The organism is Natrinema sp. CRL1 (genome assembly GCF_059162405.1).
The window spans coordinates 968,430-991,558 of sequence record NZ_JBLVOY010000002.1; the positions used below are offsets into that span (position 1 = coordinate 968,430).

24 protein-coding genes are annotated in these 23,129 nt (G+C 60.6%); 14 read left to right on the forward strand and 10 right to left on the reverse strand.

Annotation, left to right across the window (positions count from 1 at the left end; all coding sequences use genetic code 11):
• Positions 1 to 32: 32 nt before the first annotated feature.
• Positions 33 to 665 carry a helix-turn-helix domain-containing protein gene (locus ACJYUO_RS10600; protein ID WP_494345334.1) on the reverse strand — a complete coding sequence of 211 codons (633 nt, stop codon included), beginning with the start codon at positions 663 to 665 and terminating at the stop codon, positions 33 to 35.
• Between the two features lie 86 nt (positions 666 to 751).
• On the opposite strand from ACJYUO_RS10600, the gene ACJYUO_RS10605 reads away from it, so the two are divergent.
• Together ACJYUO_RS10605 and ACJYUO_RS10610 are read left to right on the forward strand one after the other, a co-directional pair.
• Positions 752 to 1,654: a ribonucleotide-diphosphate reductase subunit beta gene (locus ACJYUO_RS10605; protein ID WP_494345335.1), complete on the forward strand. Its 903-nt coding sequence runs from the start codon at positions 752 to 754 to the stop codon at positions 1,652 to 1,654.
• Between the two features lie 81 nt (positions 1,655 to 1,735).
• Positions 1,736 to 1,870 carry a DUF7128 family protein gene (locus tag ACJYUO_RS10610; RefSeq protein ID WP_494345336.1) on the forward strand — a complete coding sequence of 45 codons (135 nt, stop codon included), beginning with the start codon at positions 1,736 to 1,738 and terminating at the stop codon, positions 1,868 to 1,870.
• Between the two features lie 45 nt (positions 1,871 to 1,915).
• On the opposite strand, the gene ACJYUO_RS10615 is transcribed toward ACJYUO_RS10610, so the two are convergent.
• Complete coding sequence (locus tag ACJYUO_RS10615; protein WP_494345337.1) at positions 1,916 to 2,161, reverse strand: DUF7508 domain-containing protein; 246 nt, start codon at positions 2,159 to 2,161, stop codon at positions 1,916 to 1,918.
• Entirely contained in the window at positions 2,161 to 2,592 is a 432-nt protein-coding gene (locus ACJYUO_RS10620) for a DUF5796 family protein (RefSeq protein ID WP_494345338.1), read from the reverse strand. Before ACJYUO_RS10620 ends, ACJYUO_RS10615 begins: the two co-directional genes overlap by 1 nt.
• 179 nt (positions 2,593 to 2,771) lie before the next feature.
• Here ACJYUO_RS10620 and ACJYUO_RS10625 point away from each other — a divergent pair, with 179 nt between their 5' ends.
• Both ACJYUO_RS10625 and ACJYUO_RS10630 read left to right on the forward strand, forming a co-directional pair.
• Positions 2,772 to 3,644, forward strand: a complete 873-nt coding sequence (locus tag ACJYUO_RS10625; protein WP_494345339.1) for a shikimate kinase — start codon at positions 2,772 to 2,774, stop codon at positions 3,642 to 3,644.
• Positions 3,641 to 3,976 (forward strand): chorismate mutase, encoded by a 336-nt coding sequence (locus ACJYUO_RS10630; protein ID WP_494345340.1) that lies wholly within the window; start codon positions 3,641 to 3,643, stop codon positions 3,974 to 3,976. The genes ACJYUO_RS10625 and ACJYUO_RS10630 overlap by 4 nt, the downstream gene beginning before the upstream one ends.
• Positions 3,977 to 4,168: 192 nt before the next feature.
• Here ACJYUO_RS10630 and ACJYUO_RS10635 read toward each other — a convergent pair whose 3' ends face one another.
• The 3 genes from ACJYUO_RS10635 to ACJYUO_RS10645 form a co-directional block, all read right to left on the reverse strand.
• Positions 4,169 to 4,555: a PIN domain-containing protein gene (locus ACJYUO_RS10635; protein WP_494345341.1), complete on the reverse strand. Its 387-nt coding sequence runs from the start codon at positions 4,553 to 4,555 to the stop codon at positions 4,169 to 4,171.
• The gene (locus tag ACJYUO_RS10640) at positions 4,552 to 4,797 is read right to left on the reverse strand and encodes an AbrB/MazE/SpoVT family DNA-binding domain-containing protein (protein WP_494345342.1); all 246 of its coding nucleotides are present in this window, start codon (positions 4,795 to 4,797) and stop codon (positions 4,552 to 4,554) included. The genes ACJYUO_RS10635 and ACJYUO_RS10640 overlap by 4 nt, the downstream gene beginning before the upstream one ends.
• A gap of 214 nt (positions 4,798 to 5,011) precedes the next feature.
• Positions 5,012 to 5,407: a CopG family ribbon-helix-helix protein gene (locus tag ACJYUO_RS10645; protein ID WP_494345343.1), complete on the reverse strand. Its 396-nt coding sequence runs from the start codon at positions 5,405 to 5,407 to the stop codon at positions 5,012 to 5,014.
• Positions 5,408 to 5,511: 104 nt separating this feature from the next.
• Between ACJYUO_RS10645 and ACJYUO_RS10650 the strand changes: the two genes are divergently transcribed.
• Entirely contained in the window at positions 5,512 to 6,225 is a 714-nt protein-coding gene (locus ACJYUO_RS10650; RefSeq protein WP_494345344.1) for a hypothetical protein, read from the forward strand.
• A gap of 261 nt (positions 6,226 to 6,486) precedes the next feature.
• On the opposite strand, the gene ACJYUO_RS10655 is transcribed toward ACJYUO_RS10650, so the two are convergent.
• Both ACJYUO_RS10655 and ACJYUO_RS10660 read right to left on the reverse strand, forming a co-directional pair.
• A complete protein-coding gene (locus ACJYUO_RS10655) occupies positions 6,487 to 8,991 on the reverse strand; it encodes an efflux RND transporter permease subunit (protein WP_494345345.1) in 2,505 nt (834 codons plus the stop codon).
• A 3-nt stretch (positions 8,992 to 8,994) separates the two neighbouring features.
• Positions 8,995 to 10,608 (reverse strand): COG1361 S-layer family protein, encoded by a 1,614-nt coding sequence (locus tag ACJYUO_RS10660; protein ID WP_494345346.1) that lies wholly within the window; start codon positions 10,606 to 10,608, stop codon positions 8,995 to 8,997.
• A 266-nt stretch (positions 10,609 to 10,874) separates the two neighbouring features.
• On the opposite strand from ACJYUO_RS10660, the gene ACJYUO_RS10665 reads away from it, so the two are divergent.
• Both ACJYUO_RS10665 and ACJYUO_RS10670 read left to right on the forward strand, forming a co-directional pair.
• Positions 10,875 to 11,486, forward strand: coding sequence for a TetR/AcrR family transcriptional regulator (locus tag ACJYUO_RS10665; protein ID WP_494345347.1), 612 nt, complete (start codon positions 10,875 to 10,877; stop codon positions 11,484 to 11,486).
• Between the two features lie 677 nt (positions 11,487 to 12,163).
• Positions 12,164 to 14,803 (forward strand): BGTF surface domain-containing protein, encoded by a 2,640-nt coding sequence (locus ACJYUO_RS10670; RefSeq protein ID WP_494345348.1) that lies wholly within the window; start codon positions 12,164 to 12,166, stop codon positions 14,801 to 14,803.
• Positions 14,804 to 15,353: 550 nt separating this feature from the next.
• Here ACJYUO_RS10670 and ACJYUO_RS10675 read toward each other — a convergent pair.
• Entirely contained in the window at positions 15,354 to 16,679 is a 1,326-nt protein-coding gene (locus ACJYUO_RS10675) for an FAD-dependent oxidoreductase (protein ID WP_494345349.1), read from the reverse strand.
• Positions 16,680 to 17,069: 390 nt separating this feature from the next.
• Between ACJYUO_RS10675 and ACJYUO_RS10680 the strand changes: the two genes are divergently transcribed.
• The 7 genes from ACJYUO_RS10680 (at position 17,070) to ACJYUO_RS10710 (ending at position 22,439) form a co-directional block, all read left to right on the forward strand.
• The gene (locus ACJYUO_RS10680) at positions 17,070 to 17,345 is read left to right on the forward strand and encodes a winged helix-turn-helix domain-containing protein (protein ID WP_494345350.1); all 276 of its coding nucleotides are present in this window, start codon (positions 17,070 to 17,072) and stop codon (positions 17,343 to 17,345) included.
• 55 nt (positions 17,346 to 17,400) lie between these two features.
• Positions 17,401 to 17,712, forward strand: a complete 312-nt coding sequence (locus ACJYUO_RS10685; RefSeq protein WP_494345351.1) for a DUF8036 family membrane protein — start codon at positions 17,401 to 17,403, stop codon at positions 17,710 to 17,712.
• 331 nt (positions 17,713 to 18,043) lie between these two features.
• Entirely contained in the window at positions 18,044 to 20,053 is a 2,010-nt protein-coding gene (locus ACJYUO_RS10690; protein WP_494345393.1) for a DUF7282 domain-containing protein, read from the forward strand.
• Between the two features lie 91 nt (positions 20,054 to 20,144).
• Positions 20,145 to 20,432, forward strand: coding sequence for a DUF357 domain-containing protein (locus tag ACJYUO_RS10695; protein WP_006431327.1), 288 nt, complete (start codon positions 20,145 to 20,147; stop codon positions 20,430 to 20,432).
• A 206-nt stretch (positions 20,433 to 20,638) separates the two neighbouring features.
• Positions 20,639 to 21,619 carry a transcription initiation factor IIB gene (locus ACJYUO_RS10700; protein WP_494345352.1) on the forward strand — a complete coding sequence of 327 codons (981 nt, stop codon included), beginning with the start codon at positions 20,639 to 20,641 and terminating at the stop codon, positions 21,617 to 21,619.
• 109 nt (positions 21,620 to 21,728) lie between these two features.
• The gene (locus tag ACJYUO_RS10705) at positions 21,729 to 21,908 is read left to right on the forward strand and encodes a DUF7836 family putative zinc-binding protein (protein ID WP_049890789.1); all 180 of its coding nucleotides are present in this window, start codon (positions 21,729 to 21,731) and stop codon (positions 21,906 to 21,908) included.
• 294 nt (positions 21,909 to 22,202) lie between these two features.
• Positions 22,203 to 22,439, forward strand: coding sequence for a UPF0058 family protein (locus ACJYUO_RS10710; protein ID WP_006431330.1), 237 nt, complete (start codon positions 22,203 to 22,205; stop codon positions 22,437 to 22,439).
• A 158-nt stretch (positions 22,440 to 22,597) separates the two neighbouring features.
• Here ACJYUO_RS10710 and ACJYUO_RS10715 read toward each other — a convergent pair whose 3' ends face one another.
• Positions 22,598 to 23,092 carry a DUF555 domain-containing protein gene (locus ACJYUO_RS10715; protein WP_494345353.1) on the reverse strand — a complete coding sequence of 165 codons (495 nt, stop codon included), beginning with the start codon at positions 23,090 to 23,092 and terminating at the stop codon, positions 22,598 to 22,600.
• Between the last annotated feature and the right edge of the window lie 37 nt (positions 23,093 to 23,129).

A 23,129-nucleotide genomic window follows, 5' to 3' on the forward strand; every position in this document is an offset into this window, starting at 1 on the left:
CGGGCGACTACCGAGACCGGACTCGAGTCCGCTCAGAGCGCGTTTTCGAGGAGCCGATCGATGCCGCGTCGCAGCCGTTCGGAGGCAGAGGGAGCCGAAATTCCCAGTCGATCGCCGATGTCCTCGGTCGACGCCGCCCGCGGAACCTCGAAGTAGCCCGCCTCGCGGGCCGCGACCAGCGCCTCGTACTGCTCGCGGGTGAGTCCGAACGGCGGGTCGTCCGACGACGACTCCCGGGTGAGCCGCTCGAGTTTGAAGGTCCCGCCTCGATCCGTACAGAACGCCCGGTACTCCGCGAGCGCCTCCCTGTCCGGAAACCGCGCCCGTGCCCACCAGCCGTCGACGGTCACGATCCCGCCCAGCGGCGTCGTTCCGAGTTCGATGTACTTCCGATAGATCGGAAGCGGCGGGTCCCGGAGCCTGATCCGATACATCGTTCCCTCCGCTCGCTCGTCGATCCGTCGTGAGGTCTCGACCGTCGGATCGTCTGCGAGCGCCGCCGCGAAGCCGTCGGCAGTCCCCGCGGTCCGACAGAGAACGACCGGGCGGTCGGGGTCGACGACGAGGATCCGTTCGATGTAGAGCGTCACGTCCGGGACGACCGACATCGCGTCCGTCAACGGCAGATCCGGGGAGTTGAGCTGGAACTCCGCGATGAGGCCCATGCGTTTGCTTTCGTCCGACTGCACTTAAATACCCTTATGAGTTAGATACAGGTTGATCGGGGATCGACGCATATGTTCGGGTACGAATGGGATCCGACGACCAGCCGCCACTGCAACTCGAGACGACGGTTCGATCGTACAACTACTACCGCAACGCGGTCGAGAAACACTGGGACCCACACGAGGTCGACCTCGAGGCGGACCGCGAGGGGGTTGCCGACCTCCCCGACCCGGCTTTTCGGGGGCTCAAGCAATCGCTCGCGCTGTTCGGCGCGGGCGAGGAGTCCGTGACCGAGGACCTCGCGCCGCTTGCGGTCGTCCTCGAGGATATCGGCGATCAGATGTTCATCACGACACAGCTCTACGAGGAGTCAAAACACACCAACTTCTTCGACCGTTACTGGCGCGAAGTGGTCCGTCCGGAAGAGCAACGCCGCGGGCAGGACCTCACCTCGCCGACCGACGAGATGTGGTTCAACGAGCCCTACGACGAACTGTTCGAGCGCAACGAGCAGGCGATGGCACGACTCCTTGAGGAAGACACGCCGGACAACCGCGCGAGAGCCTACTGTCACTACCACCTGACCATCGAGGGGATCCTGGCCCAGACCGGCTACTACGGACTCACCCTCGCCTACGGTGAGAACGAACCCGACCTGCCCGACCTGCCCGGACTGGTCGAGGGGCTCAAACTGGTCCGCGGCGACGAGGGACGCCACGTCGGCTTCGGGATGGCGAAACTCAAGTCCCTCGTCAGCGAGGGCGAGGTCGAGCCCGACCTGCTCCGCGAGACGATCGACGAACTGGTGCCGCTCGTCCAGGAGAGCCTGACCGGCGACGACGGGGCCAGCACCGAGGCGGGGCCCGGGCCGAGCCCGTCCGATCTGGCCGACTACGCGTACACGAAACACGAACAGCGCATGCAACAGATCACCAGCGCGAGCGAGGCGATTCCGGACGTCGACGAACTCACCGAACTCGACGCCTGAGGACCGGTTCGGGGGCATTCATCGGGTTCGGCTGCAGGGACCGGAGAAACGCCTTTTATCGTCCGTGTTCCACCGTCTACCATGGTAGTCCAGACAGAGCGCGACGACGCCACCTGGTACGAGTGTGAGACCTGCGGGCTACTCTTCGACGAGCAGTCGGACGCGTCGGAACACGAGCAGCGGTGTGACGGCTCCGATCCAACCTACATTCAGTGAACCAATCGTACGACCGACCCGAACCAACCTTCCTCCGCGATCGGATCACTCGAGTCGGTCGCGGTGCTCGTCGGCGAGATCGCGCGCCCCCTCGAGCGTGTGGGTCTCCGTCCAGCGAACGCGGTCGCCGTCGCCGTAGGCCAGCGCCGTCTTGAGTTCGTCCCGGAGGACGCCGTGGTCGACCGCGAGCACCGTCCCCGATCCGTCGCCGAGTTCGTAGACGCCGGGCCGGTCCGGCGCGGCGGCGACCGTCTCCCGCTCGAGGTCGCGCCAGGGTTTCTGCAGCGGCATCAGTCGGCGTCCTCGACGAGTTCGTAGGCGTGTTCGCTCATCTCGTCCTCCGCGAAGACGAAAACGCGACCGTCGACGAGCGAGAGGTCGGCGTCGACGCGGATCGAATAGGCCTCCGTCGCGACGGTCACACCTGGGAACAGCTCCTCCTCGTCGTCGCGATCGAGCATCACGCGGCCGACGCCGGTCGTCTCGAGGATGTCGTCGTGGGTGTTCCGGTCGTTGACGTAGGTCATGACGCCCTCGACGCCGTCGGGGTCGGTGACGAGAACGTGGACCTCCTTGCCCGGCGGGGTCGAGAGGGGGCCCTCGACGGGTTCGGGCGGGCCGTGGTAGAACACTTCCCGGCCGTCGTGGTACTCGACGACCACGCCACCGTCGACGAAATCGACGCCGATCGTGCTGGGGGCGACGTTGTTGCGCGCGCTCATGTGCGTTCGTTCGGTCGGATCGGGGAAAAGCGGTGTGTTCCAGTTGCCGGGTCGTCTGTCGTCCGATCGGATCGGATGCCCCACCTGCAGACCGAAACACCTGCAGACCGAAACGCCCGCCGTCGCTCCAGTTCGCCGAGACCGTCAGCCGTAAATACGCGGTCTGAGTCGCTTGTGGTATGGATGGCCGTGCTGTCGCCCCCGCAGCCGGGACGGTACTCAACGCACTCGCGACCGGTACGGGGTCGGCCTTTGCGATCGACCTCGAGACGACGGCGACCGTCGAACTCACGAGTGACGGCGAGATCGTCGGCGACATCGCCGGCCGACCCGACGCCGACGCGACGCTCATTGAGCGCTGTGTCGAACTGACGGTCTCGAAGTACGCCGACGCGGCCGGATTGGACGAGACGGACGTGGGCGCTCGCGTCCGCACCGAAAGCGAGATCCCGATGGCCGCCGGCCTGAAGAGTTCCAGTGCCGCGGCCAACGCGACGGTGCTCGCGACGCTTTCCGCCCTCGAGGTCGCCGATTCGGTCGAGCGGATCGAGGCCTGCCGACTCGGCGTCCGGGCCGCCCGCGACGCCGGCGTAACCGCCACCGGCGCGTTCGACGACGCCAGCGCGAGCATGCTCGGCGGCGTGACAGTGACCGACAACACGACCGACACGTTGCTCGCTCGCGAAGAGATCGACTGGACGGCGTTGGTCTACACCCCGCCAGAACAGTCTTACAGCGCCGATGCAGACGTCTCGGCTTGCGAGCGGATCGCCCCGATGGCCCGACTCGTCGAGGAACTCGCACTCGACGGCCGCTACGCCGAGGCGATGACCGTCAACGGCTTCGCCTTCGCGGCCGCACTCGAGTTCCCGACCGGGCCGATGGTCGACGCCATGCCCGACGTCGCCGGCGTTTCGCTGTCCGGAACCGGACCGAGCTACGTCGCCGTCGGCGAGCAAGAGACACTCGAGGCGGTCGAACAGCGCTGGGACGAGCGCGACGGAACGACACGATTACTGCGGACGCGAACGGACGGGACACAAATACAATGACTCGAGAGCCAACGGACGCGGCGACCGACGGTGGAATCGACGAGGAGGAACGCACGCCGGAAGAGATGGACCTCGACGAACTGCGCGAGGAGATTCGGACGATCGATCAGGAAATCGTCGAACTGATCGCCCAGCGAACGTACGTCGCGGATACGATCGCGGCGGTCAAAGACGAACAGGGCCTGCCGACAACCGACGAGAAACAGGAACAACAGGTCATGGAGCGAGCGGGCGACAACGCTGAACAGTTCGACGTCGACGCGAATCTGGTCAAGGCGATCTTCCGGCTGTTGATCGAACTGAACAAGGTTGAGCAGCGAGAGAGTCGGTAGGGATACGAACGGCTGTTGCAGAGCTTCTGGCTGCGTATTAGTGAGGCGGGGACGATTCTCGACGCCACCATACGAAGTTTCAGACTTGATGAGCAGCCGGAAGATTCGACGCGAGTCTGTTGCATACGCGGCCACGACAACCAATACGAGTATCACGCTTCGTTCAGCTGTGACTGTATCCACCGTCCGGAGTCATTCCTCGTTGGTCGGTTCGAGTGAGACTCGTTCTACTTCGATATCTTCGTAGTCCTTCTCAGAGGAGAGTACGTCCATCCCTCGCGTTTCCGCAGTCGCCGCGTGGAAGGCGTCGAACGATGTCATTCCATCGTCGTAGTAGTTAACAGCTTTCAGAACTACCTGTTTCTCTTCCTCGTTCCGCACAGGGACGAGTTCGAGCAAGTTCGCCACCAGCGGAACGTAGTCGAACTCGTAGCGTTCTCTGGCGAGGAGGAGTTCGAGATACGAGAACGGTGACGTTTCGACGTCGTACTCGCCGAGAGCGTCCTCAGCGGAACCCTGCAACCAATCAGTGTCTTTAGCGAGTGCGAGCAGGAAATCCGTCTCGACGTACACCGTCATCTGTCGCCGCCGGCTTCCTCAGCCTCGTCTTTCGCCTCCGCCTCGATATCCTCTCGAATTTCCTTGACTGATGCATCGTGAAGTTCGCCTGCCGCCTCGCGGACAGCAGCAAGTGGGTCGTCCGCGACCGGAATCAACTCGATTCTGTCCTCATACATAACGATGTGATACTTCTGGCCATACTTCTCGCGTACCTCTTTTGGGATGTACAGCCGTCCCTGCCCGTCCGTCTCTGCTGACATAGATGGGGCTATGTTACCACAGACAAAGAATCTTACCACTAGTGAGTGGCTGATGGTTTCCATCAAAACAGTTCAGTAGTATGTCTGGTTTATTTCATCCATTTGAAAAGATCGAGCAAAGGGACAAGAGATAGCACTAACCGGGTTTACTACCGCTTTTACCGGACGATATCGGTTGAAATCCTTCCGATTGCTGTGTAGCTGGGTCGTGGATTTACAACCCACTATCACGGATGACCATCAGCTTCACGCGGCGCACACCATCGAAATCACGGAGACGGTACGTCAGTTCACGGACCCGCTCGGCGGAGCCTCGGCAGAATAGTGATTCGAGACACCACTCGCCCTGGTGAGTATGACTCGTATTGAGAATCACGTCCTGATATCCGTGCTGGACGGCGTGGAGTTCCTGTATCACTTCGTGGTGGCGATAATCGAACGCGACGAGGGCAACGACCTCCTCAGTTGTCTCCTCAAGGCGAGTATGTGATTCGATATACTCCAGCATCGCCTCTCGGACGGCCCGCGACCGGTTTTCGATCCCCTGTTCCGTCCACACCCGGTCGAACTCCTCGACTACCTCGTCTGGGATGTTGAAACTCGTTCGCACGGCTACTGATACGTCCTTCTCCTACAAGAGGGTCCGCAGTATGACGATTCCCCCGATGCGGTATTAACAACCGTTATTCGCGTCCTCAACAGACTTTTCCGTAGATGTTACACGGTGACGCGCTCGGGCTCTTTCTCGGAGCGGTGGCACTCGGTGCCGTTCACGGCATCGAACCGGGCCACGGCTGGCCCGTTGCCGCATCCTATGCGCTCGACCAAACGAACAAGTGGGTGTACGGGTTCGCGGCGAGTTTCATCCTCGGCGTCGGCCACCTCATCAGTAGTATTGCGATGGTCGGAGCATTCTTCTACGCGAAAGCGTACTTCAATCTCACACGAGTCAATGAGCCGATTACGATTCTCGGTAGCATTCAAATCGGTGGACCAGTTAGTCTCGTGGCCGGTGTCTTACTCATCGCGCTCGGCATCCGTGAGTACGTTCACGGACATTCTCACGGCAACCACGATGGTGACCACGACTCCGATCACCACAACTCCGACCACGGACACTCGCATGACCACGACGAGGCCGCCGACCGGAGCCTTCTCGGTATTGCGTGGTTCGCATTCGTTCTCGGGTTCGCCCACGAAGAGGAGTTCGAGATCATCGCGCTCTGTGCCGGGTCGAACTACTGTCTCGAACTGATGAGTGCATACGCCATCACCGTTATCGTGGGTATCGTCGGTCTGACGATGCTGTTGATCGCAGGCTATCAGCACTCCGAAGAGAAAGTCGAGCAGTATATGCCGTATCTCCCGGCGTTCTCCGCAACCGTCCTCATCATCATGGGTGTCGGATTTATCAGTGGTCTATTCTAAGGTCGAATCGTTTCACCTGTCTCTCTGGTGGATTTCATCTCCCTGAATAAGGTCGAGCAACGGGAGACCCAGTCGCCGTCGCCTCGCTGTTCATCCCAAATAGTAACACGTACGAGCTAGTTTCGACCGCGGCTCGCTTCCAACGCTTCAGTCTCAGTGTCACATGTAGACCGAGACCGAACGTCGTGATACGGGTCCGGCGCTCGAGTCAGGCCGGACGAGGTCGAGTTCGGTCGTCCGTTTGACGAGCGTGGAATACGCTTATGCCCACGGAACGCCCTGAATCCGTCCGAACCGCCGCTCGAGGCGGTCCCAGACGACGATCGTCGAGGGGAGCAGGAAGATCGACGTGAGATAGGCGTAGAAGATCCCCAGCGCGAGCAGGAGTCCGAACTCCATGATCATGGGGATCAACGCGAGGTACAATACGCCGAGTCCGCAGACGGTGGTGAGCATACTACCGGTCAGAGCACCGCCGGTGCCGCGGACGGTCACCTGCAGGGCCTCGTGGACATCGGCACCCGCCTCGTATTCGTCGACGAACCGGTGCATGAAGTGGACCGTGTAGTCGACGCCGAGCCCGATCGAGATCGACAGGATCGGAGTGTTGATCGGCGACAGCGCGATGTCGAACAGCCGCATCGAACCCGCCAGCATCGCGACGGTTACGAGGACCGGAACGAGGTTGATGACGCCGTAGACCATCCGTCCCTCGAGCCACCAGTACGACAGCATCAGGAAGACCGCGGTGAGGAAGAACGCGACGACCAGACTCTTGATCGCCGAGTCGCCGATGCGGTCGATGACGGCCTGATTGACTACCAACTCGCCCGTCGCCGTCGCGTCCATCTCCATCTCGTCTGCGACCGCCTGGGCGGCCTGGGTCGCGTCCGTCTGGTCGGCGTCGGAGTCGACCTGATACACGATGCGGGTCGAACTACGATCGCTCGTGACGTACTGCTGGGCGGACTCTTCTTCGAGCAGTTCGTCGTAGACCCGGTCGATATCCCGATTTGGAAGCCCATCGTGGTCCGAGTCGGTTTGCTTGACCGTCGCCGCGAACTCGGGATCGGTCGACTTGCGTTGCTCGATCGTGCCGACGACGCTGTCCGCCTCCGCGCGCCGGTCGGTTTCCTTGAACGTCTCGGGCGGATCGGTAAGCGCCCGGTCGACATCGCGGAGCCCGGCGGCCGATCTCACGTCCGGGTCGTCGACGTAGACGGTTACCGACCCCACGAGCCCCTGATCGAAGTCTTCCTCGAGGTAATCGAGTACAGTCATGAACGTGTACTGACTGGGTGCGAGCGGCCCGGGAAGCCGTTCGTACTGGGCGATCCGGTCCTCGTCCGGGAAGAACGCCTCTTGCGAGAACTCCGAATCGACGCCCGTGCCGTAGCCGGCCGCTGCCGCGCCGAAGACGAGCGCGCTCACGAGGATGATCGCGGGCGCGATCCGCGCGAGGGTTACCCCGACCGGAAGGATCCGACCGAGGATGGAATCTTCGTTGCCCATCGGGCTCGTGCCGAACTTCGGGAATCGAGTCCCGTCACGGAGTCGATCCAGCCCGACCTTCCCGGCCGGAAGGAAGACCCCGAAGATGAGGAAGGTAAACAGGATACCAACCCCGGCGACGATACCGAAATCGCGGAGCTGACCGATCGAACTCGTTAGATTCGAGGCGAAGCCGATTACGGTCGTCATCGTGACGATCAAGAACGCACCCGTGAGCTGGCGCGTCGTGATACCCATGGCATCGCCGATCGCCGCACCGGTCGCTCGTTCCTCACGATACCGGTTGATGATGTGGATCCCGAAGTCGATCCCGACGGCCAGCAGGAGCGGGAAGACCGTGATCATCATATCCGAGAACGGAATGCCGGCATAGCCCATGAACCCGAACGTCCAGAGCATCGTCATCATCAGCGCGACCAGCCCGAGGGCGAGATCGACCGGATCGCGATAGGCGACGATCAGGAAGAACAGGATCAACACGAGCGCCGCCGGGAAGACAACGATCGCGGTGTCGCCGAGCAGTTGCACCATCTCCTCTTCGATGATCGCGCTGCCGAACACCTCGACGTTCTCGCCCGTTTGGTAGCCGTCGATCTTGTCGGCTAACGCGGCCGTTTCCGACTGTAGTTCGGCCGTATCGTCCGTGTCAGCGTTCGGTGGCGTATCGTAGGTGACCGCGATCTGGGCGACGTCTGCCTGTGCCGATTCACGGGTGAAGTCCGTACTCACCGGGAGCCCTGCGGCCTCGTCGGCGTCCGCGATCGCTCCCTCTAACTGCCGCTGGGAGGCGCGTTCGATGGCACGTCGCTGCGTTTCGGGCGTGTCTGCCTCCGGATCGAGCTGCTGGGCGACGAGTGAGGCCGGACTCGTCGACGACTCGACTCGCAGCCCCGCATCGTTTTCCGCACGCTCCTGAAACTCGAGCATCCGGAGGAGGCTCTGCTTCGAGAGGGTGTTGCGCTCCTCGATGAACAAGCTCGCGGTCGAGCCGCCGCCGTCGCGGCCCTCTCGGTCGAAGTCGTCTTGCATGTCCTCGAGGGCCTGCTGTTCTTCTATCCCCTCGGTGAACTGGTCAGTTCCGGCCTGTTGTTCGCCTCCGCCGCCGATTCCACCGACGAACAGGACGGTAACGACGGCGAAGGCGAGGACGACCCGCCACGGGTGGTCAGTGATCGCCGTATTGAGTCGATCCAGAAGAGAGCGGTCGCTCTCCGTGGCGTCGTCCCGGTCACGGATCGCGTCGATGTCCGGCATCGATCAGTGCTGTCGCCACCAGAGGCCGACTCCGATACCGCTCACAGCGAGGGCAGCGAGTATCCCGACGATCATCGACGGGAACCCGCCACCGTCATCGCCGCCGGCTTCGACCTCGATCGGATGTTGGTAGACGTCCGAGAGGACCGTCTCGCCGCGTGCGGTATCGTACTCGAAGTCGAGCTCTACGGGGTGGGTTTCGACGCTCGCATCTTCGGCCGCCGAGACCTCGAAGGGGATTTCGGCCGACTCTCCCGGCTCGAGTTCGTCGACGAACGCCTCGTCGTCAGGCGCGTCGAGCGGGCTGTCGGTGTAGAGTCTGGCGTCGATATTCGACAGCGTCTCCGGGCGCTCGTTCGTGATCTCGAGGACGAGATCGCTCGAGTCGCCCTGCCGGACCGATACGCCGTCGTCGCTGATCGAGAACTCGTCGGTTCGGTCGTCGACGACGACCCGCTCGGAGATCGGGCCGTCCTGCAAGGTCGTGTCTCCGCTTCCGGTGTATTCGACGGTAAAGCGGAGTTGCCGTGCTCCCGAATCGGCCTGCCCGCTAACATCCGTCGGATAGGCGAATGTCGCGGCTTCTCCCTGTTTCAGTTCGGGGAGTGCATAGCGCGTGTCCTCGACGAACAGCGAGTCGCTCATCGGCTCGACGATCAACACCGCGTCGTCGACGGGTCGTGGCCCGTCGTTGACGACTTCGCCGGTTACGTTCCCCTCGTAGCCGACCGAGAGGGTGTCCTCGAGGTTGCGGATCGAGAACGATTGCTCGGCTGCGGGAGCCAGCGACGCAGTCACGTCGTTTGCCTGCCGTTCGATACCCGATGCGTCGCGATAGGAGAAGTTTACCTCAAGGGGACGCTCACCGCTGCTGACCGCCCCGTCGATCGCCACGTCGACAGTCATCGTTGTCGATTCGTTGGGCTCCAGGTCGCCGAGTATCTGTTCGGCGGGATTCTGGACCGAACCGCCGTCGACGACAACGCCGTTGCCGCCAGCGATACTCGTTCGGGTTTGGTTGGCGGGTTCCGTGCCAACATTCTCAATCTCAAGTGTTGCTTCACCATTTGTCCCGGGCTCGACATCGGTCGTAACCTCGGTGACTTCGAATCGAGGATCCTCCGGAACGACGATTGTCACGTCGTGGGTTTCGGTAGTGGTTTCTCGATCAGCGCTGCCCGTCGTGCTCACGTAGCTGTTGTAGCTGTATTTCGTCTCGACGGTTATCTCGTACTTGCCGGGATCGATGTCCTCGGGAACGCTAATTCGCTGGGTCGCTGAGACCGTCTGTCCATCGGGAACGGTCCCGATTGCGGTCTTTCCGGAGTCGACCTCGAACGGACCGCCATCAGTAATTTCGACGGTCGTGGCTCGCGCGTTGGTAACGGGCTCGCCGGAGCCAGCAAGGACTTGTCCGTTGTTTCGGATCTGGAGTTCGAGATCGGCGGTCGTTCCGGGCGCCACCTCGTCATCAGGGAGCAAAACGCCGAGATCGGGATTCCCCCGATCCGGCGCTGTGTACCCACCGCTTTCCTGTGCGAATGCGCCCGGAACGGCCCCACTGATACCGGCAACCAGGACGACCGCCATGACGGCCAGTGCTCGTCGGTTCGTCATGCCGACCACCGAGTATTGGTTTGTCTGGAGGGCCAATTCGCCGATACTCCCCGAATCTCACGAAGAATATGTTCGAATGGAAGACGATCACTCATTGGCCTATGACTAGAGCAACAACTCATATACCTTCTGATTGAACGTTCAATCAAGACGTTTTTGAGAGTGCGCTTCGTTCGGCGTGATATGAATACGCGAGGGGATAGTGCAGGCGACGAAACTGGTCAGCCGCTGTACTCGAGAGGAGTCGATGACGACGTGAGTAGCGGGTGGCAGCCGTGACAGACGATCTCTTCGATGACGTATCGGGCACGCGCGAGGAAATTATGTGCGCGACGTTGCAGTCCTTACGCGAGCACGGGTACGCGGATCTCACAATTGAGAAGATTGGCGACGAATTCGAAAAAAGTCAATCGCTGATCTACCATCATTACGATGGAAAGGACGATCTCGTCCTCGAGACGCTCGAATTCGTTCTAGATCGACATAGCGACCAGGTGATCGAAGAGCGCATAGAGGATCCCCGAAGCCATCTTGAGGCGGTAATCGAGCAGTTTGTCGGGGAACGCAACGAGGATCAGTCCCAGTTATCAACGACGCTGTTCGAACTCCGGGCACGAGCGATCCACGACGAGGCCTACCGGAAGCACTTCACTCGAAGCGACGAAATCTTCGAACGATATCTTGCGGATGTCATAGCGAACGGAATTGAGTCTGGGGTGTTTCGAGAGTGCGGCGCACAGGCCGTCGCGACGACAATCGTGACGATGATCAACGGGATTCTGGTCCGTCAATCGACGAACCACGACGAGAGCTGGCTCAAGGATGTTCGCAGTGAACTCGATACGTATCTCGAGACGCAGGTTTACCGAACGAACTGAGAGTGATTTTCCGTGAAGTGATGAAAGGCGCGGTTTCTATCAGCACTATCGTTTCTGCAGCCTTCTGCTGTGTTTCGTACACACGGACTGAGCCTTGTTTAGACGCTCCCGAAGGCACCGGTTAGTAGTTACGACGGGTAAACAGAACCAGTCCGTGAGCGTCTCTCGACTCGGTTTGTTGTTTGGATAACAGCCGTAGAGGACGATCTGCACCGCGTCTAAACAAGGCCCACGGACTGTAAGCAGATATTTTATTCTCGCGTGCCAGATTGATCTCCCAGACACCTTCTCTCTGTTACCGAACAGTCTCAATCCTCGTAATTAGATTTTATTCGCCTATCGCCGGATACTGGCGTTGAGTAATACGCTACTACCATCGGAATGCTCTCAGCCACTACAGTAGCTACGAGCAATGTAACAAAGATCAAGAGTTCCACCTGAGTGTGCTGTTCGCGTAATCCTTCCGCTACCAGCCTTCGAACGGCAGTTATACGATATTACCTTCCAAATAGACATGATGTCTTTCCAGAAAGCTTATTACGTGATCCTTAATAGAACCGAATACCCCTACCCGGTGTCAGTCCGTTCGCCGACGGACGAGAGTTCGTTGGTGGCTGGCTCGCACTCCGATTGAATCGCGCGCTAACTAATCGAAACACGATAATAATACATAACACATGACAAGCGAAACGACCTATCGCGAAAAGGGACGCGCAGTAGTCCTGGCCGCGCTTATGGTCCTCTCTGTTGTCGCAATGTCCGCAGCGTTCGCGGGCGGTGCGGCGGCAGCCAATTACGGTGCTGATGACGAAGACTACGACGTTGGACCGACCTACGACGTAACCGGTGAAGACTTCAGTGGAACTGACATCTGGCAGGGTCAGGAAGTTACGCTAACTAACTTCGATGGCTCGCCATCTGGTGCTGAGATCCACACGGGTCTTTCACCAAGTGGAGATCACAGTTCTGACAACTACGTAACAACTGTCAAGGTTGATGACAGCGGCGAAGCTGTCATCGATACGGATGACCTCGACCTCGACACTGGTGCGTATCACCTGACCTACTCTACAGGTGACAGCAGTACTGCATCGGTCGACTTCTGGGTTGAATCCGAGAGTCTGAGCACGTCGTTCGAGGACGACTCAATTACTGAGGGCAGCAGCGCAACCCTCAACTTCGAGTCTGACCGTTCCGATCAGTTCGTTAACGTGACTGAGACTAACGGTAATCTCGATGCGGAGGATATGTCGGGTCTGTTTACCGCTGATGAAGGTGTCACTAGTGTCGGAAACGACGTTATTGACCACGGTGACAGCGATGTTCTGACCCTCAAAGTCGATGGTGCCAGCGATTCCGATTCTACCATCAGCTTTGACACGACCGAACTTGACCCTGATAGCTACGAATTCGAGTTCAACAACACGGACTCTCACGCAGCGGACAACGCGTCCCTCGAGATTCGTGACGAGGATGTCACTCGCGAGGTCAGCAGTGTCGTCACCGAGCGTGGCGAACTGGCAAACATCACTGTCAACCTGGAAGACACCGACACCGGTGTCCTTCAGGTCGGTAACTACGACGACGACGACTACGAAGTCGGCCTCACCGTCAACGACAACAGCGACAGTGACGAAGAACTCGACGAGATCAACGTCACGATGAACACCCACCTCGCTGGTGGTGGCTCGCTTGACGAAGGTCAGTACAGTCCGTCTGATGTCTTTGAAGCTCAGAACGGAAGCGCTAGCGTTACAGTCGAATACGTCAACACTAGCAGTGGACTGACCTACAACACCGACACGGGAACGGACTTCCAGGACATCGACCCGACGGTCAGTTCCCCGCTCGGTGCAACTGACTTCGAACTGAACACTGGTGACGCGTTCTCCTACAACGAGGACGACACCATTGCCTCGATCGACAACAGCGACGACAGTGCGTATCTCACGCTGACTGAACGATCGCTTGCTGGTGACGTCGCAAGCCACACCGCACCTAGCGACGATGACATGGGCGACCTCGAGGACTTCGAGGACGCGACGGTCACGCAGACCGACGCAGTCGCCAACGGTGACCACATGCTGGTGACCGTCGAGGACTTCGGCATGACCGGTGCACTCGACGAGGCCGCGAATAACGACGACGTGGCTGTCGAAGACGTCCTCGCCGAGAACGGTATCTCCCTGGAACTCGAACAGCAGGGCGTCCCGTCCCACTCGGACGACAAGGTCTGGAACACCAGTCAAGCCTATTACGATGCAGAGGATAGCCCAGGCTTCGAGGACCCCGAAGCGAACCCGCTGCCCCTTACGTTCGTCAACGCTGACGACTACGATGGCGATCAGCTGATCCTCAGCGTAGACTACGCTCAGCTCGGCGACGAAGATGGCGAGTTCAGTGATGCTCAAAAGCTGGCCCAAGACGAGAGCTACGACTGGACACTCTCGTACTCGGGTGAAGTGAACGCGTACCTCGATGACGATGAGGACAACGCGACGGAAGGCGAACTCACGTTCGACGAACGTGAAGTCACCATCAACGATCGACACGAACAACTGCCGAACTCGGCTTCCTCGGCAGTTACCGGCACGACGACCGTCGCACCCGGTACGGAAATGACTGTCCGTGCATCCTCTTCGGGTAACTTCGTTGAGGATCCTGACACGGAAGTCACCACAGACCGTACCTTCAACGTCAGCTACGACTTCAGCGACTACGAGCCTGGCCTCGAGGTCGACCTCGAAGCCACTGAAAACGGTGGCAGTGCCTCCGACACGCTCGAGGCTGAACTCGTCGACGCTGGCAGCGCAGTCGTCAACGTTGACGCCAGCGCACCTGAGGAAGTCACCGTCGAGGAGAAGGCCGCACTCGGTGTGACCATCTCCAACGACGGTAACGCCTCGGCCGTCGAAGACTACACCGTCACGATCGACGGTGAAGTCGTCGACGAGCAGGAACTCGAAGTCGCTGGTGGCGACTCCTTCGAGGAGAGCTACGACTTCGATACCAACGAAACGGCTGACATCGACTGGGAGGTCGCCTACGGTGACACCACCGAAAGCGGCACCCTCAGCGTTGTCGAAGACTCCGGCTCTGACGGCTCCGACGGTTCCGACGGTAGTGACGGCTCCGACGGTTCCGACGGCTCCGACGGCAGTGACGGCTCCGACGGTTCCGACGGTAGTGACGGCTCCGACGGCTCCGACGGCTCCGACGGCTCCGACAGTGACGATGGAACGCCCGGCTTCGGTGTCGGCGTCGCCCTCGTCGCGCTGCTCGGTGCTGCCATGCTGGCACTCCGCCGCCAGAACTAAACTGTAGAACTACCGGCTCACGCCGGCCCTAACTTTCGCAGTTTTCTTTTATTGGACGCTACACCCACCAGCGATAGGTTCGAATCGTCTCGAGTCGATGCAACGACACAGGGATAGCTACGACCGTATCTCCTCGTATACGAGAAATGGGATCACCGTGGACACCTGCGTTGCAGTCGAGACGCTGACAGATATCTCGCTCGTTTGAAGAAACGCGCTTCCCTTATTGAACAACACAAGCCCGAAACGACGCTGGTCGCTCACAGACCAAGCGCTCGAACAGGTTCGGGTGATCGGGTTCGAGATTTCTCGAGGAGATCAAGACTAAGCCGATACCGCTGATGGGATAGTCTGTCTCGATGCGCTCGAGACTGACGCCATCCGTACTATCCACACTCGCTTCGAGACAACGAGTCGACACAGAATCGGTGTCACCGTGCGAGAGTCGTGTACCGCTCCAGTTCGAGACGACAAAATAATATGTCGCAACAAAGACCGAAACAGACGTTCAGTCAGCGAGCTACCGTGCGTCTCAGCCGGTCGAAACCGATCAGTCGTCCGCCGCGGCCGGTTCGACCTCTTCCGCACTCGAGTCGGCTCGCTCGAGGTCCTCGAGGTACTCGTCGGCGTCCAGTGCGGCTTTCGAACCCATGCCGGCGGCGGTGACGGCCTGCTGGTAGTGGTAGTCGACGACATCGCCGGCACCGAAGATCCCGGAAACGTCGGTTTCGGTCTGGTTGCCGCCGTCGCCGCCCACGGTCTTCAGGTAGCCGTCGGCGTCGGTCTCGACGCCGGTCCCCTCGAGGTAGTCGGTGTTGGGCGTGTGGCCGATAGCGAAGAAGACAGCACCCACGTCGAAGTCGAACTCCTCGGTTTCGGGATCGTCGAGGCGATCGGTGGGGTGGCCCTTGTCGTTTTCGACGAGGGTGACGTGGTCGACACCCTCTGCCTGGGAGCCGTGGATCTCGATCAGTTCGGTGTTTTTCATGATCTCGATCTCGCCGTCTTCGACCTTCTCCTCGACGCGGTCGATCCAGTAGTCCTCTGCGCGGAACTCCTCGCGGCGGTGTGCGATGTAGACGGTGTCGGCGAACTTGGTGAGGAAGGTGGCCTCCTCCATGGCGGCGTCGCCGCCGCCGACGACGAGCATGTCTTCGCCGCGGAAGAACGCGCCGTCACAGGTCGCACACGTCGAGAGACCGTAGCCCATGAGTTCGTCCTCGCCGGGGATTCCGAGCGTGCGGGCGCTAGCACCGGAGGCGGCGATGACGGCGTCGGCGGTGTAGACGTCGCCGTCTTTCATCTCGACGCGGAAGGGACGACTCGAGTCGTCGACGGACTCGATGATGCCGTTTTTCAGGTCGGCTCCGAACTGTTTGGCCTGCTCTTTCATGTTGTTGACCAGTTCCGGGCCGCCGATGCCGTCGGGGAAGCCGGGGTAGTTGGCGACATCGGTGGTCAGGGTGAGCTGGCCGCCGGGTTCGTCGCCCTCGATGACGAGCGGCTCGTTGTTCGAGCGGCCGGCGTAGATCGCGGCGGTCAGCCCGGCGATGCCGGTGCCGGCGATGATGAGTTTGCGGTGTTCGACGACCTCGCCGTCGTCTTCGCTTGCGATTCCGAGTTTCTCGTCGAGTTCGCCGGTCTCGTTGAGCGCGCTGGTATCGTCCCAGCCGCCGATCAGTTCGTCGTCGATGAATACTTCGGGGGCAGTTTTGCGGCCGTCCGCCCGTTCGACCATCTCCTCGAAGAGGTCATCGTCGTCGGTGACGTTGTACGTCTCGTACTCGATTCCCTTGCTGTCGAAGAGGTCCTTGGCCTTCTCGCAGTACGGGCAGTCCGTCTTCGTATATATCTCGACGCGTGGCTGGTCGCTCATGTATCAGGGTATGGATAGAGCGCCTAAACCCCTTGCGCTCTCAGCAATCGCCCCCTCTTGTGACGACGGCCGCGGGTCCTCCTTTGCCGACGTTGTGCCGTCGACGAACTCGAGAGAGACCGTCAGTTCTCGCTCGGTTCGATCCTCGAGGGCCGTCTCGAGTCGGTCGACAAGGGAGAGACAGATATCACTCTGTTGTTACGATCGAAGCCGTTGTTCGTTCTGGACGGCAGTGCCTGAAGTGTTTAGGCTATTGGAGAAAAGTCGGATGGTCATGCTGGGGCGGTGTCGTCTGTACTCACCGGCGGAATCGAGTTTCGTCCACTCGAGTTGCGGCCATGCTTCCCCATACATGATAGTTTAAGAGAGTCGAGTGAATCGGTCCCGCTAATGGAGGCGGCTCTGTGGTACGTGCTGACCGGAACTCGCGGCGGCACGAACCGCGTACGCATCCTCAACGCACTCGATGACCAGCCGCGAAACGCGAACCAGCTCGCAGAGGCACTCGACCTGGATTACAAGACGATTCGCCATCATCTCGACGTTCTCCTCGAGAACGATATCGTGACGAAAAGCGGGGACGATTACGGGGCGGTTTACCTGCCGACGGATCGCACGCGTCGCCACTGGGAGACCGTCGAACGGATCATCGAGAAGGTGGAGTGATTATGGACGAATTTGGGAAAGAGTATATCGCACGTCAGTTTGAACGGAGGCATAGATGAGTAGCTGGATTATCATCGCGAAGGCCGCGACCGTCCTCAACGTCGTGTTGCTGCTCGGACTCGGCTACATCTGGGGCCGAAACTACCTCACGTTCAGATCGAAACACACCCTCGGTCTGCTCGTCTTTTCGGTCTTCCTGCTCCTCGAGAACGGACTCGTACTCTACTACTACCTGATCGATCCGACGCTCTCGGCGTGGTGGCACGACGAGTCGCTGGTGCCGATGATCGTCTGGCAGACCCAGATGGTGATCAACGTCGCACAAACGGCTGGGCTCGGATTTTTGTTGTGGATCACTCTCGACTAAGTGTTGCTCGTCTATTCCGTCGATCATTTTCCGACTCCTTCGACCAGAAGTAGTGCTATCCCGATCTCTGTCGTCTCCTGCTGTCTCGCGTTCGGAGAGCCGTGACTGGGAGAGTAATCGCGTGTGACAGCAACGTCGGTAGAGCGGTTCCTGAGAGTGATAGCGGCTTCCCGATCAAGGGCTTTGGGGAGCAATTTGGGTCTGAGTGTGGTCGCAGTCCCACGGGAGTGCGGTCCGAGTTCGGAAAATCCTTTTTTAAGTATCCCGGGCAGTGTGGGCCATGCGCCAATACAGCGCAGTACTGATGGGAACCATCGTCTTGGTCAGCGCGATGCTGGCCGGGACGGCGGGTGCAGCCGGCGCGGCGAACGCGTCGGCCGCGACCGTACAGGAACAGGACCACGATCACGCGGCGGTTTCGTTCGACGCGCAGACGTCCGGCGGATCGACCGTCGTCGTCGACGAAGTAACGCTCCCCGAGGGCGGCTTCGTCACGATCCACGATAGCTCGCTCGGCGAGGGCGAGACCCTCGGCAGCGTCGTCGGCTCGAGCGCGTATCTCGAGGCCGGCACGCACGAGAACGTCACCGTCTCCCTCGAGAAGCCGCTCTCGGAGGACGACACGCTGTTTGCCATGCCACACATGGACAGCGACGATGATCGCGTGTACTCGTTCGTCTCGAGTAACGCCGAAGCTGACGGGCCATACACCGCCAATGGAGACATCGTGATGGAGAGCGCCGAAGTCACCGTCTCGGCCGACCTCGAGATGAGCGAGCAGCCGACGACCGGCGACAGCGTCGTCGTCGATCGCGTCGAACTCTCGGAAGGCGGCTTCGTGACGGTCCACGATAGCACCATCGCCGACGGCGCGGTCTTCGACAGTATCCGCGGCACGAGCGACTACCTCGAGGCTGGCGTTCACGAGAACGTCCGTGTTACGCTCGACGACCCGCTCGCGGACGACGAGACGGTGTACCCGATGGCACACCGGGATACGAACGACAACGAGACCTACGACTTCCCCGAGAGCGAGGGAGCCGACGACGGCCCGTACGCGAACGCAGCCGGTGATCCGGTGATGGCCCCTACTGACGTGACGGTGAGCGACGACGCGACCGTCTCGTTCGAGAATCAATCCTCCGGCGGTAACGCCGTCGTCGTGGACGAAGTCTTCGTCCCCGAGGGCGGCTTCGTGACGATGCACGACAGCACCATCGCGGACGGCGCAGTCTTCGAAAGCATCCGGGGCACGAGCGACTCCCTCGAGCCGGGACTTCACCGCGATGTCGTCGTCCACCTCGACGACGAACTCGCGGACGATGACGCGCTGTTCGGAATGGCTCACCAAGACACGAACGACAACAGCAAATACGACTTCCCGGCGACTGAGGGCGAGGAAGACGGCCCGTACACCACCGACGGCGACATCGTGATGGACGACGGTAACGTGACGGTGTCGGCCGCCGTCTCCGCCTCGGCGCAGCACTCGGACGGGACGACCGTGACGATCGATCGAGTCGACCTTGCTGAGGGCGGTTTCGTAACGGTTCACGACGCCAGCCTCTTCGAGGGAGCGGTCTTCGACAGCGTCGTCGGTACGAGCGACTACCTCGAGGCCGGCACGCACGAAAACGTCGAAATCACGCTCGACGAACGCCTGACGGCCAGCCAGACGGTCGTTCCGATGGCACATCAGGACACGAACGGCAACGAGGCCTACGACTTCCCCGCGAGCGACGGTGAGGACGACGGACCGTACACCGCAGACGGCGACGCAGTCGTCGACACGGCGAAACTGACCGTGCCGGCGAGCGTCAATGCGACCGACCAGCAGCACAACGGCGAGACGATCACCGTTGATTCCGTTACGCTCCACGACGGCGGCTTCGTGACGGTTCACGATAGCACGCTCGCCGACGGCGCAGTCTTCGATAGCGTTCGCGGGACGAGTGCCTACCTCGGACCGGGGACTCACGAGAACGTCGAGATCACGCTCGACGATCCGCTGACGGCTGACGACACCGTGTTCGCCATGGCCCATCGGGACACCGACGCCGACGAGACGTACGACTTCCTCGCGAGCGAGGGCGCGGCCGACGGTCCCTACGCAGCCGCAGGCGGACCGATTATGTCCTCGGCCAGCGTGACAGTCGATAGCGACGACTCGAGCGGTGATGGCATGGACGACGACTCCATGGACGACACCGACTCGATGAGCGACTCGAACGACACCGAGATGGACGGCGAGACGGGCGACGACAGCGTCCCCGGCTTCGGAATCGCCGCGGCGCTCGTCGCTCTGCTCGCTGCCGCCGCGATCGCTCGGCGCGCGGACTGAGCTCCACCGTGCGATTCGGGTGCGAGTCTGCGCCGTCGGTGACCGTCCACGGAGACGACGCACTTACGGACGCGAGCAACGAGGAACGATCATGGCAGCCGATCTCGAGGAGAAGACGAATCGGTACGGCGAGTTGCTCGCGGCGGCGCTGGAGGAGGCGTCGGTCGCGCCGCCCGAGGGGACGCCGATGGCCGAGGCGGCCGACGACTGCTACGAGATGGCGGCATCCTATCTGGAGGATGGAACCCACTTCCGAGAACAAGATGACCTCGTCAACGCATTGGCCTCGTTTTCGTACGGGCACGCGTGGCTCGACGCCGGGGCCCGCGTCGGCCTGTTCGATGTCCCAACGGAGGGCCACCTCTTTACCGTCGAGTGAAGGGGGTCGGGAACGTGAACGTGGCTCCTGCTATCCCAAACGATTAATCACTATGTAACCGGAACATATATACCAACTTTGGCGATTAGTTTATAAAGTAGGCAAAGCATTTATATGCCTTACGACCTTACTCTATGTTAGCTGCGGCGACCGGGTTTCTTCTGGTTACCCCACCCGGGAGCCCCGAGTAACCCACCCGATACACCATGACAGACACCAGCATCCGAACCTACACGAACGAACGAGAGACCGAAACCGAAGAGGAGACCAGCGCGGTATCCGACGAGCAAGAGCACTGCCCCGAATGCGGTGGCCGACTCATCTCCGACGACGAACACGCCGAAACGGTCTGTTCCGACTGCGGACTCGTCGTCGAGGAAGACGAGATCGACCGCGGCCCCGAGTGGCGAGCGTTCGACGCCGCCGAGAAAGACGAGAAGTCCCGCGTCGGCGCGCCGACGACCAACATGATGCACGACCAGGGGCTCTCGACGAACATCGGCTGGCAAGACAAGGACGCCTACGGCCGCTCGCTCTCGAGCCGTCAGCGCCAGAAGATGCAGCGCCTGCGCACGTGGAACGAGCGCTTCCGCACCCGCGACTCCAAGGAGCGCAACCTGAAACAGGCACTCGGCGAGATCGACCGCATGGCGAGCGCGCTCGGTCTTCCGGAGAACGTCCGCGAGACGGCGTCGGTCATCTACCGCCGCGCGCTCGAGGAAGACCTGCTGCCGGGCCGCTCCATCGAGGGCGTCGCGACCGCGTCGCTGTACGCCGCCGCCCGACAGGCCGGCACGCCGCGTAGCCTCGACGAGATCTCGGCCGTCTCCCGCGTCGAAAAGATGGAACTGACCCGCACGTACCGCTACATCATCCGGGAACTCGGCCTCGAGGTCAAGCCGGCCGATCCCGAACACTACGTGCCCCGCTTCGTCAGCGACCTCGATCTCTCCGACGAGACCGAGCGCATGGCCCGCGAACTGCTCGAATCGGCCCGTCAGGAGGGCGTTCACAGCGGCAAGTCGCCGGTCGGCCTCGCGGCCGCCGCGGTCTACGCCGCCGCACTCTTGACCAACGAGAAGGTCACCCAAAACGAGGTCAGCGAAGTCGCGAGCATCTCCGAAGTAACCATCCGTAACCGGTACAAGGAACTGCTCGAGGCTTCGGACACTGCTGCACCCGCCTAAACGGTCGGGCATCGACGGCTGTCATCTGTCGTCCCGCTGACGCGGGTGGTCTTTTCGGTCGAGCGGAACTGCGGCAACGTTTTTCACTGCTCATGTGAAAGTGTGTGACATGGATAGAACGACCGTCCAACTGTTGTGTCCAGAATGCGCGAAAGACTGGCAGGTTTCCCCGGACGAATTACCCGCGCCCGCCGAGATGTTTCACTGTCCGAACTGTCATGCGTCCCGTCGGACGGCCGAGTTTATGCGGACGGATCGCGATCTGCAGACGTTAAAACAGCTCGGATAGTACCGCGGTCGGACACGGTCCGTTTCCATTTTTGCGACCCGTCGGCTGTACAACCGTCATACCAGCGGTAGTCACGGTTTAACTCTCGGAAGTAACCCCCTCGGAAACTGGATGGAAAATGCTGATTACGCGAGTAAATCAACTGGTAACTCCGTGTTGTCTCGCGGTTTTTCTCGCGTAGGGACCGCATTCGAATCGTCTCGTTCGACGACAGACTACCCAGTCAACACGGGCCGCATGTTAACGCGACTCAAGATAATAATATAACCCTGCAGTGGGTAGGAGTGGATGGTTATGAAGAAGCAGGAGCTCATTCACCTTCACGGCCTTCTGGCGGAGGTATCGAATCAGTGCGCAGAGTGGAACGACTGTCAGATTGACCTCGAGAAATACGAGTCGAAAGGCATCCGGCCGACATCGATTCACAAATCGAAGACTGACCACAAAGCCGCTGTTTTTGCAATCGCCGAGGGAATTACGACGAACATGCGGGAAGAAGAGCAGGAAGCAGTCGCCGCCACTGCAGACTGAGCAACTCGTCGCATCCTCCGATCGATCACAGTCCCTACTGGCGAGACTCGTTTCTGGATGGAGACGTATCGACGATGATAGCAGTTACTCATCGCGGGCCAGATTCTCGAGAGAGGAAGACGGAAAGTAGGAACCGTTCGTGAGTAGATAGTCGCGGATTACTCGACGAGGTCCTCGAACTCGGGGAGGATCTCTTCGTCCTCATCGTCGGCGTCGCCGTCCGAGTCACTCCCCGTCTCGGCCCGGTCGTCCGCCTGCTCGGCGTCCGTTGACTCGTCGGTTTCGTCCGACTTCTCGTCGCCTTCTTCGCCGTCCTCGTCTTCGATGACGTCAATCTGCATGACCTCGAGCGGGATGTTCTCAAGGAGTTGTCCGATCTCTTTGCGCGCGATGCGCGAGGCGTGTTCCTCGCGCTCGACGTTGAAGACGGTCATCTCCAACTCGAGTGCAACGAGTGCTTCGTCGGCCGCGATGAACGCGGGCGGGAGCTCCTCGCCCGATGGAGAGGTTCGCTCGCCCATGTTAATCTCGACGTAATTGAGGTCAGGGTTCAACATCTCGCCCGTCTTCGAGATGGCGATACGGATCGCTTCGTCTTCCGTTTCAACGTCGAATATCGGCACGGCAGCTTCGACGACGACCCTGCAATCCATACACAGACGTTGTATGCCCTACAGTAAGAAGGTTCGC

Bases quoted from the DNA above. Each gene is read 5' to 3' on its own strand.
- ACJYUO_RS10600 (WP_494345334.1), bottom strand. From the start codon at position 665: ATGGGCCTCATCGCGGAGTTCCAGCTCAACTCCCCGGATCTGCCGTTG.
- ACJYUO_RS10605 (WP_494345335.1), top strand. From the start codon at position 752: ATGGGATCCGACGACCAGCCGCCACTGCAACTCGAGACGACGGTTCGA.
- ACJYUO_RS10610 (WP_494345336.1), top strand. From the start codon at position 1,736: ATGGTAGTCCAGACAGAGCGCGACGACGCCACCTGGTACGAGTGTGAG.
- ACJYUO_RS10615 (WP_494345337.1), bottom strand. From the start codon at position 2,161: ATGCCGCTGCAGAAACCCTGGCGCGACCTCGAGCGGGAGACGGTCGCC.
- ACJYUO_RS10620 (WP_494345338.1), bottom strand. From the start codon at position 2,592: ATGAGCGCGCGCAACAACGTCGCCCCCAGCACGATCGGCGTCGATTTC.
- ACJYUO_RS10625 (WP_494345339.1), top strand. From the start codon at position 2,772: ATGGATGGCCGTGCTGTCGCCCCCGCAGCCGGGACGGTACTCAACGCA.
- ACJYUO_RS10630 (WP_494345340.1), top strand. From the start codon at position 3,641: ATGACTCGAGAGCCAACGGACGCGGCGACCGACGGTGGAATCGACGAG.
- ACJYUO_RS10635 (WP_494345341.1), bottom strand. From the start codon at position 4,555: ATGACGGTGTACGTCGAGACGGATTTCCTGCTCGCACTCGCTAAAGAC.
- ACJYUO_RS10640 (WP_494345342.1), bottom strand. From the start codon at position 4,797: ATGTCAGCAGAGACGGACGGGCAGGGACGGCTGTACATCCCAAAAGAG.
- ACJYUO_RS10650 (WP_494345344.1), top strand. From the start codon at position 5,512: ATGTTACACGGTGACGCGCTCGGGCTCTTTCTCGGAGCGGTGGCACTC.
- ACJYUO_RS10655 (WP_494345345.1), bottom strand. From the start codon at position 8,991: ATGCCGGACATCGACGCGATCCGTGACCGGGACGACGCCACGGAGAGC.
- ACJYUO_RS10660 (WP_494345346.1), bottom strand. From the start codon at position 10,608: ATGACGAACCGACGAGCACTGGCCGTCATGGCGGTCGTCCTGGTTGCC.
- ACJYUO_RS10670 (WP_494345348.1), top strand. From the start codon at position 12,164: ATGACAAGCGAAACGACCTATCGCGAAAAGGGACGCGCAGTAGTCCTG.
- ACJYUO_RS10675 (WP_494345349.1), bottom strand. From the start codon at position 16,679: ATGAGCGACCAGCCACGCGTCGAGATATATACGAAGACGGACTGCCCG.
- ACJYUO_RS10680 (WP_494345350.1), top strand. From the start codon at position 17,070: ATGGAGGCGGCTCTGTGGTACGTGCTGACCGGAACTCGCGGCGGCACG.
- ACJYUO_RS10685 (WP_494345351.1), top strand. From the start codon at position 17,401: ATGAGTAGCTGGATTATCATCGCGAAGGCCGCGACCGTCCTCAACGTC.
- ACJYUO_RS10690 (WP_494345393.1), top strand. From the start codon at position 18,044: ATGCTGGCCGGGACGGCGGGTGCAGCCGGCGCGGCGAACGCGTCGGCC.
- ACJYUO_RS10695 (WP_006431327.1), top strand. From the start codon at position 20,145: ATGGCAGCCGATCTCGAGGAGAAGACGAATCGGTACGGCGAGTTGCTC.
- ACJYUO_RS10700 (WP_494345352.1), top strand. From the start codon at position 20,639: ATGACAGACACCAGCATCCGAACCTACACGAACGAACGAGAGACCGAA.
- ACJYUO_RS10705 (WP_049890789.1), top strand. From the start codon at position 21,729: ATGGATAGAACGACCGTCCAACTGTTGTGTCCAGAATGCGCGAAAGAC.
- ACJYUO_RS10710 (WP_006431330.1), top strand. From the start codon at position 22,203: ATGAAGAAGCAGGAGCTCATTCACCTTCACGGCCTTCTGGCGGAGGTA.
- ACJYUO_RS10715 (WP_494345353.1), bottom strand. From the start codon at position 23,092: ATGGATTGCAGGGTCGTCGTCGAAGCTGCCGTGCCGATATTCGACGTT.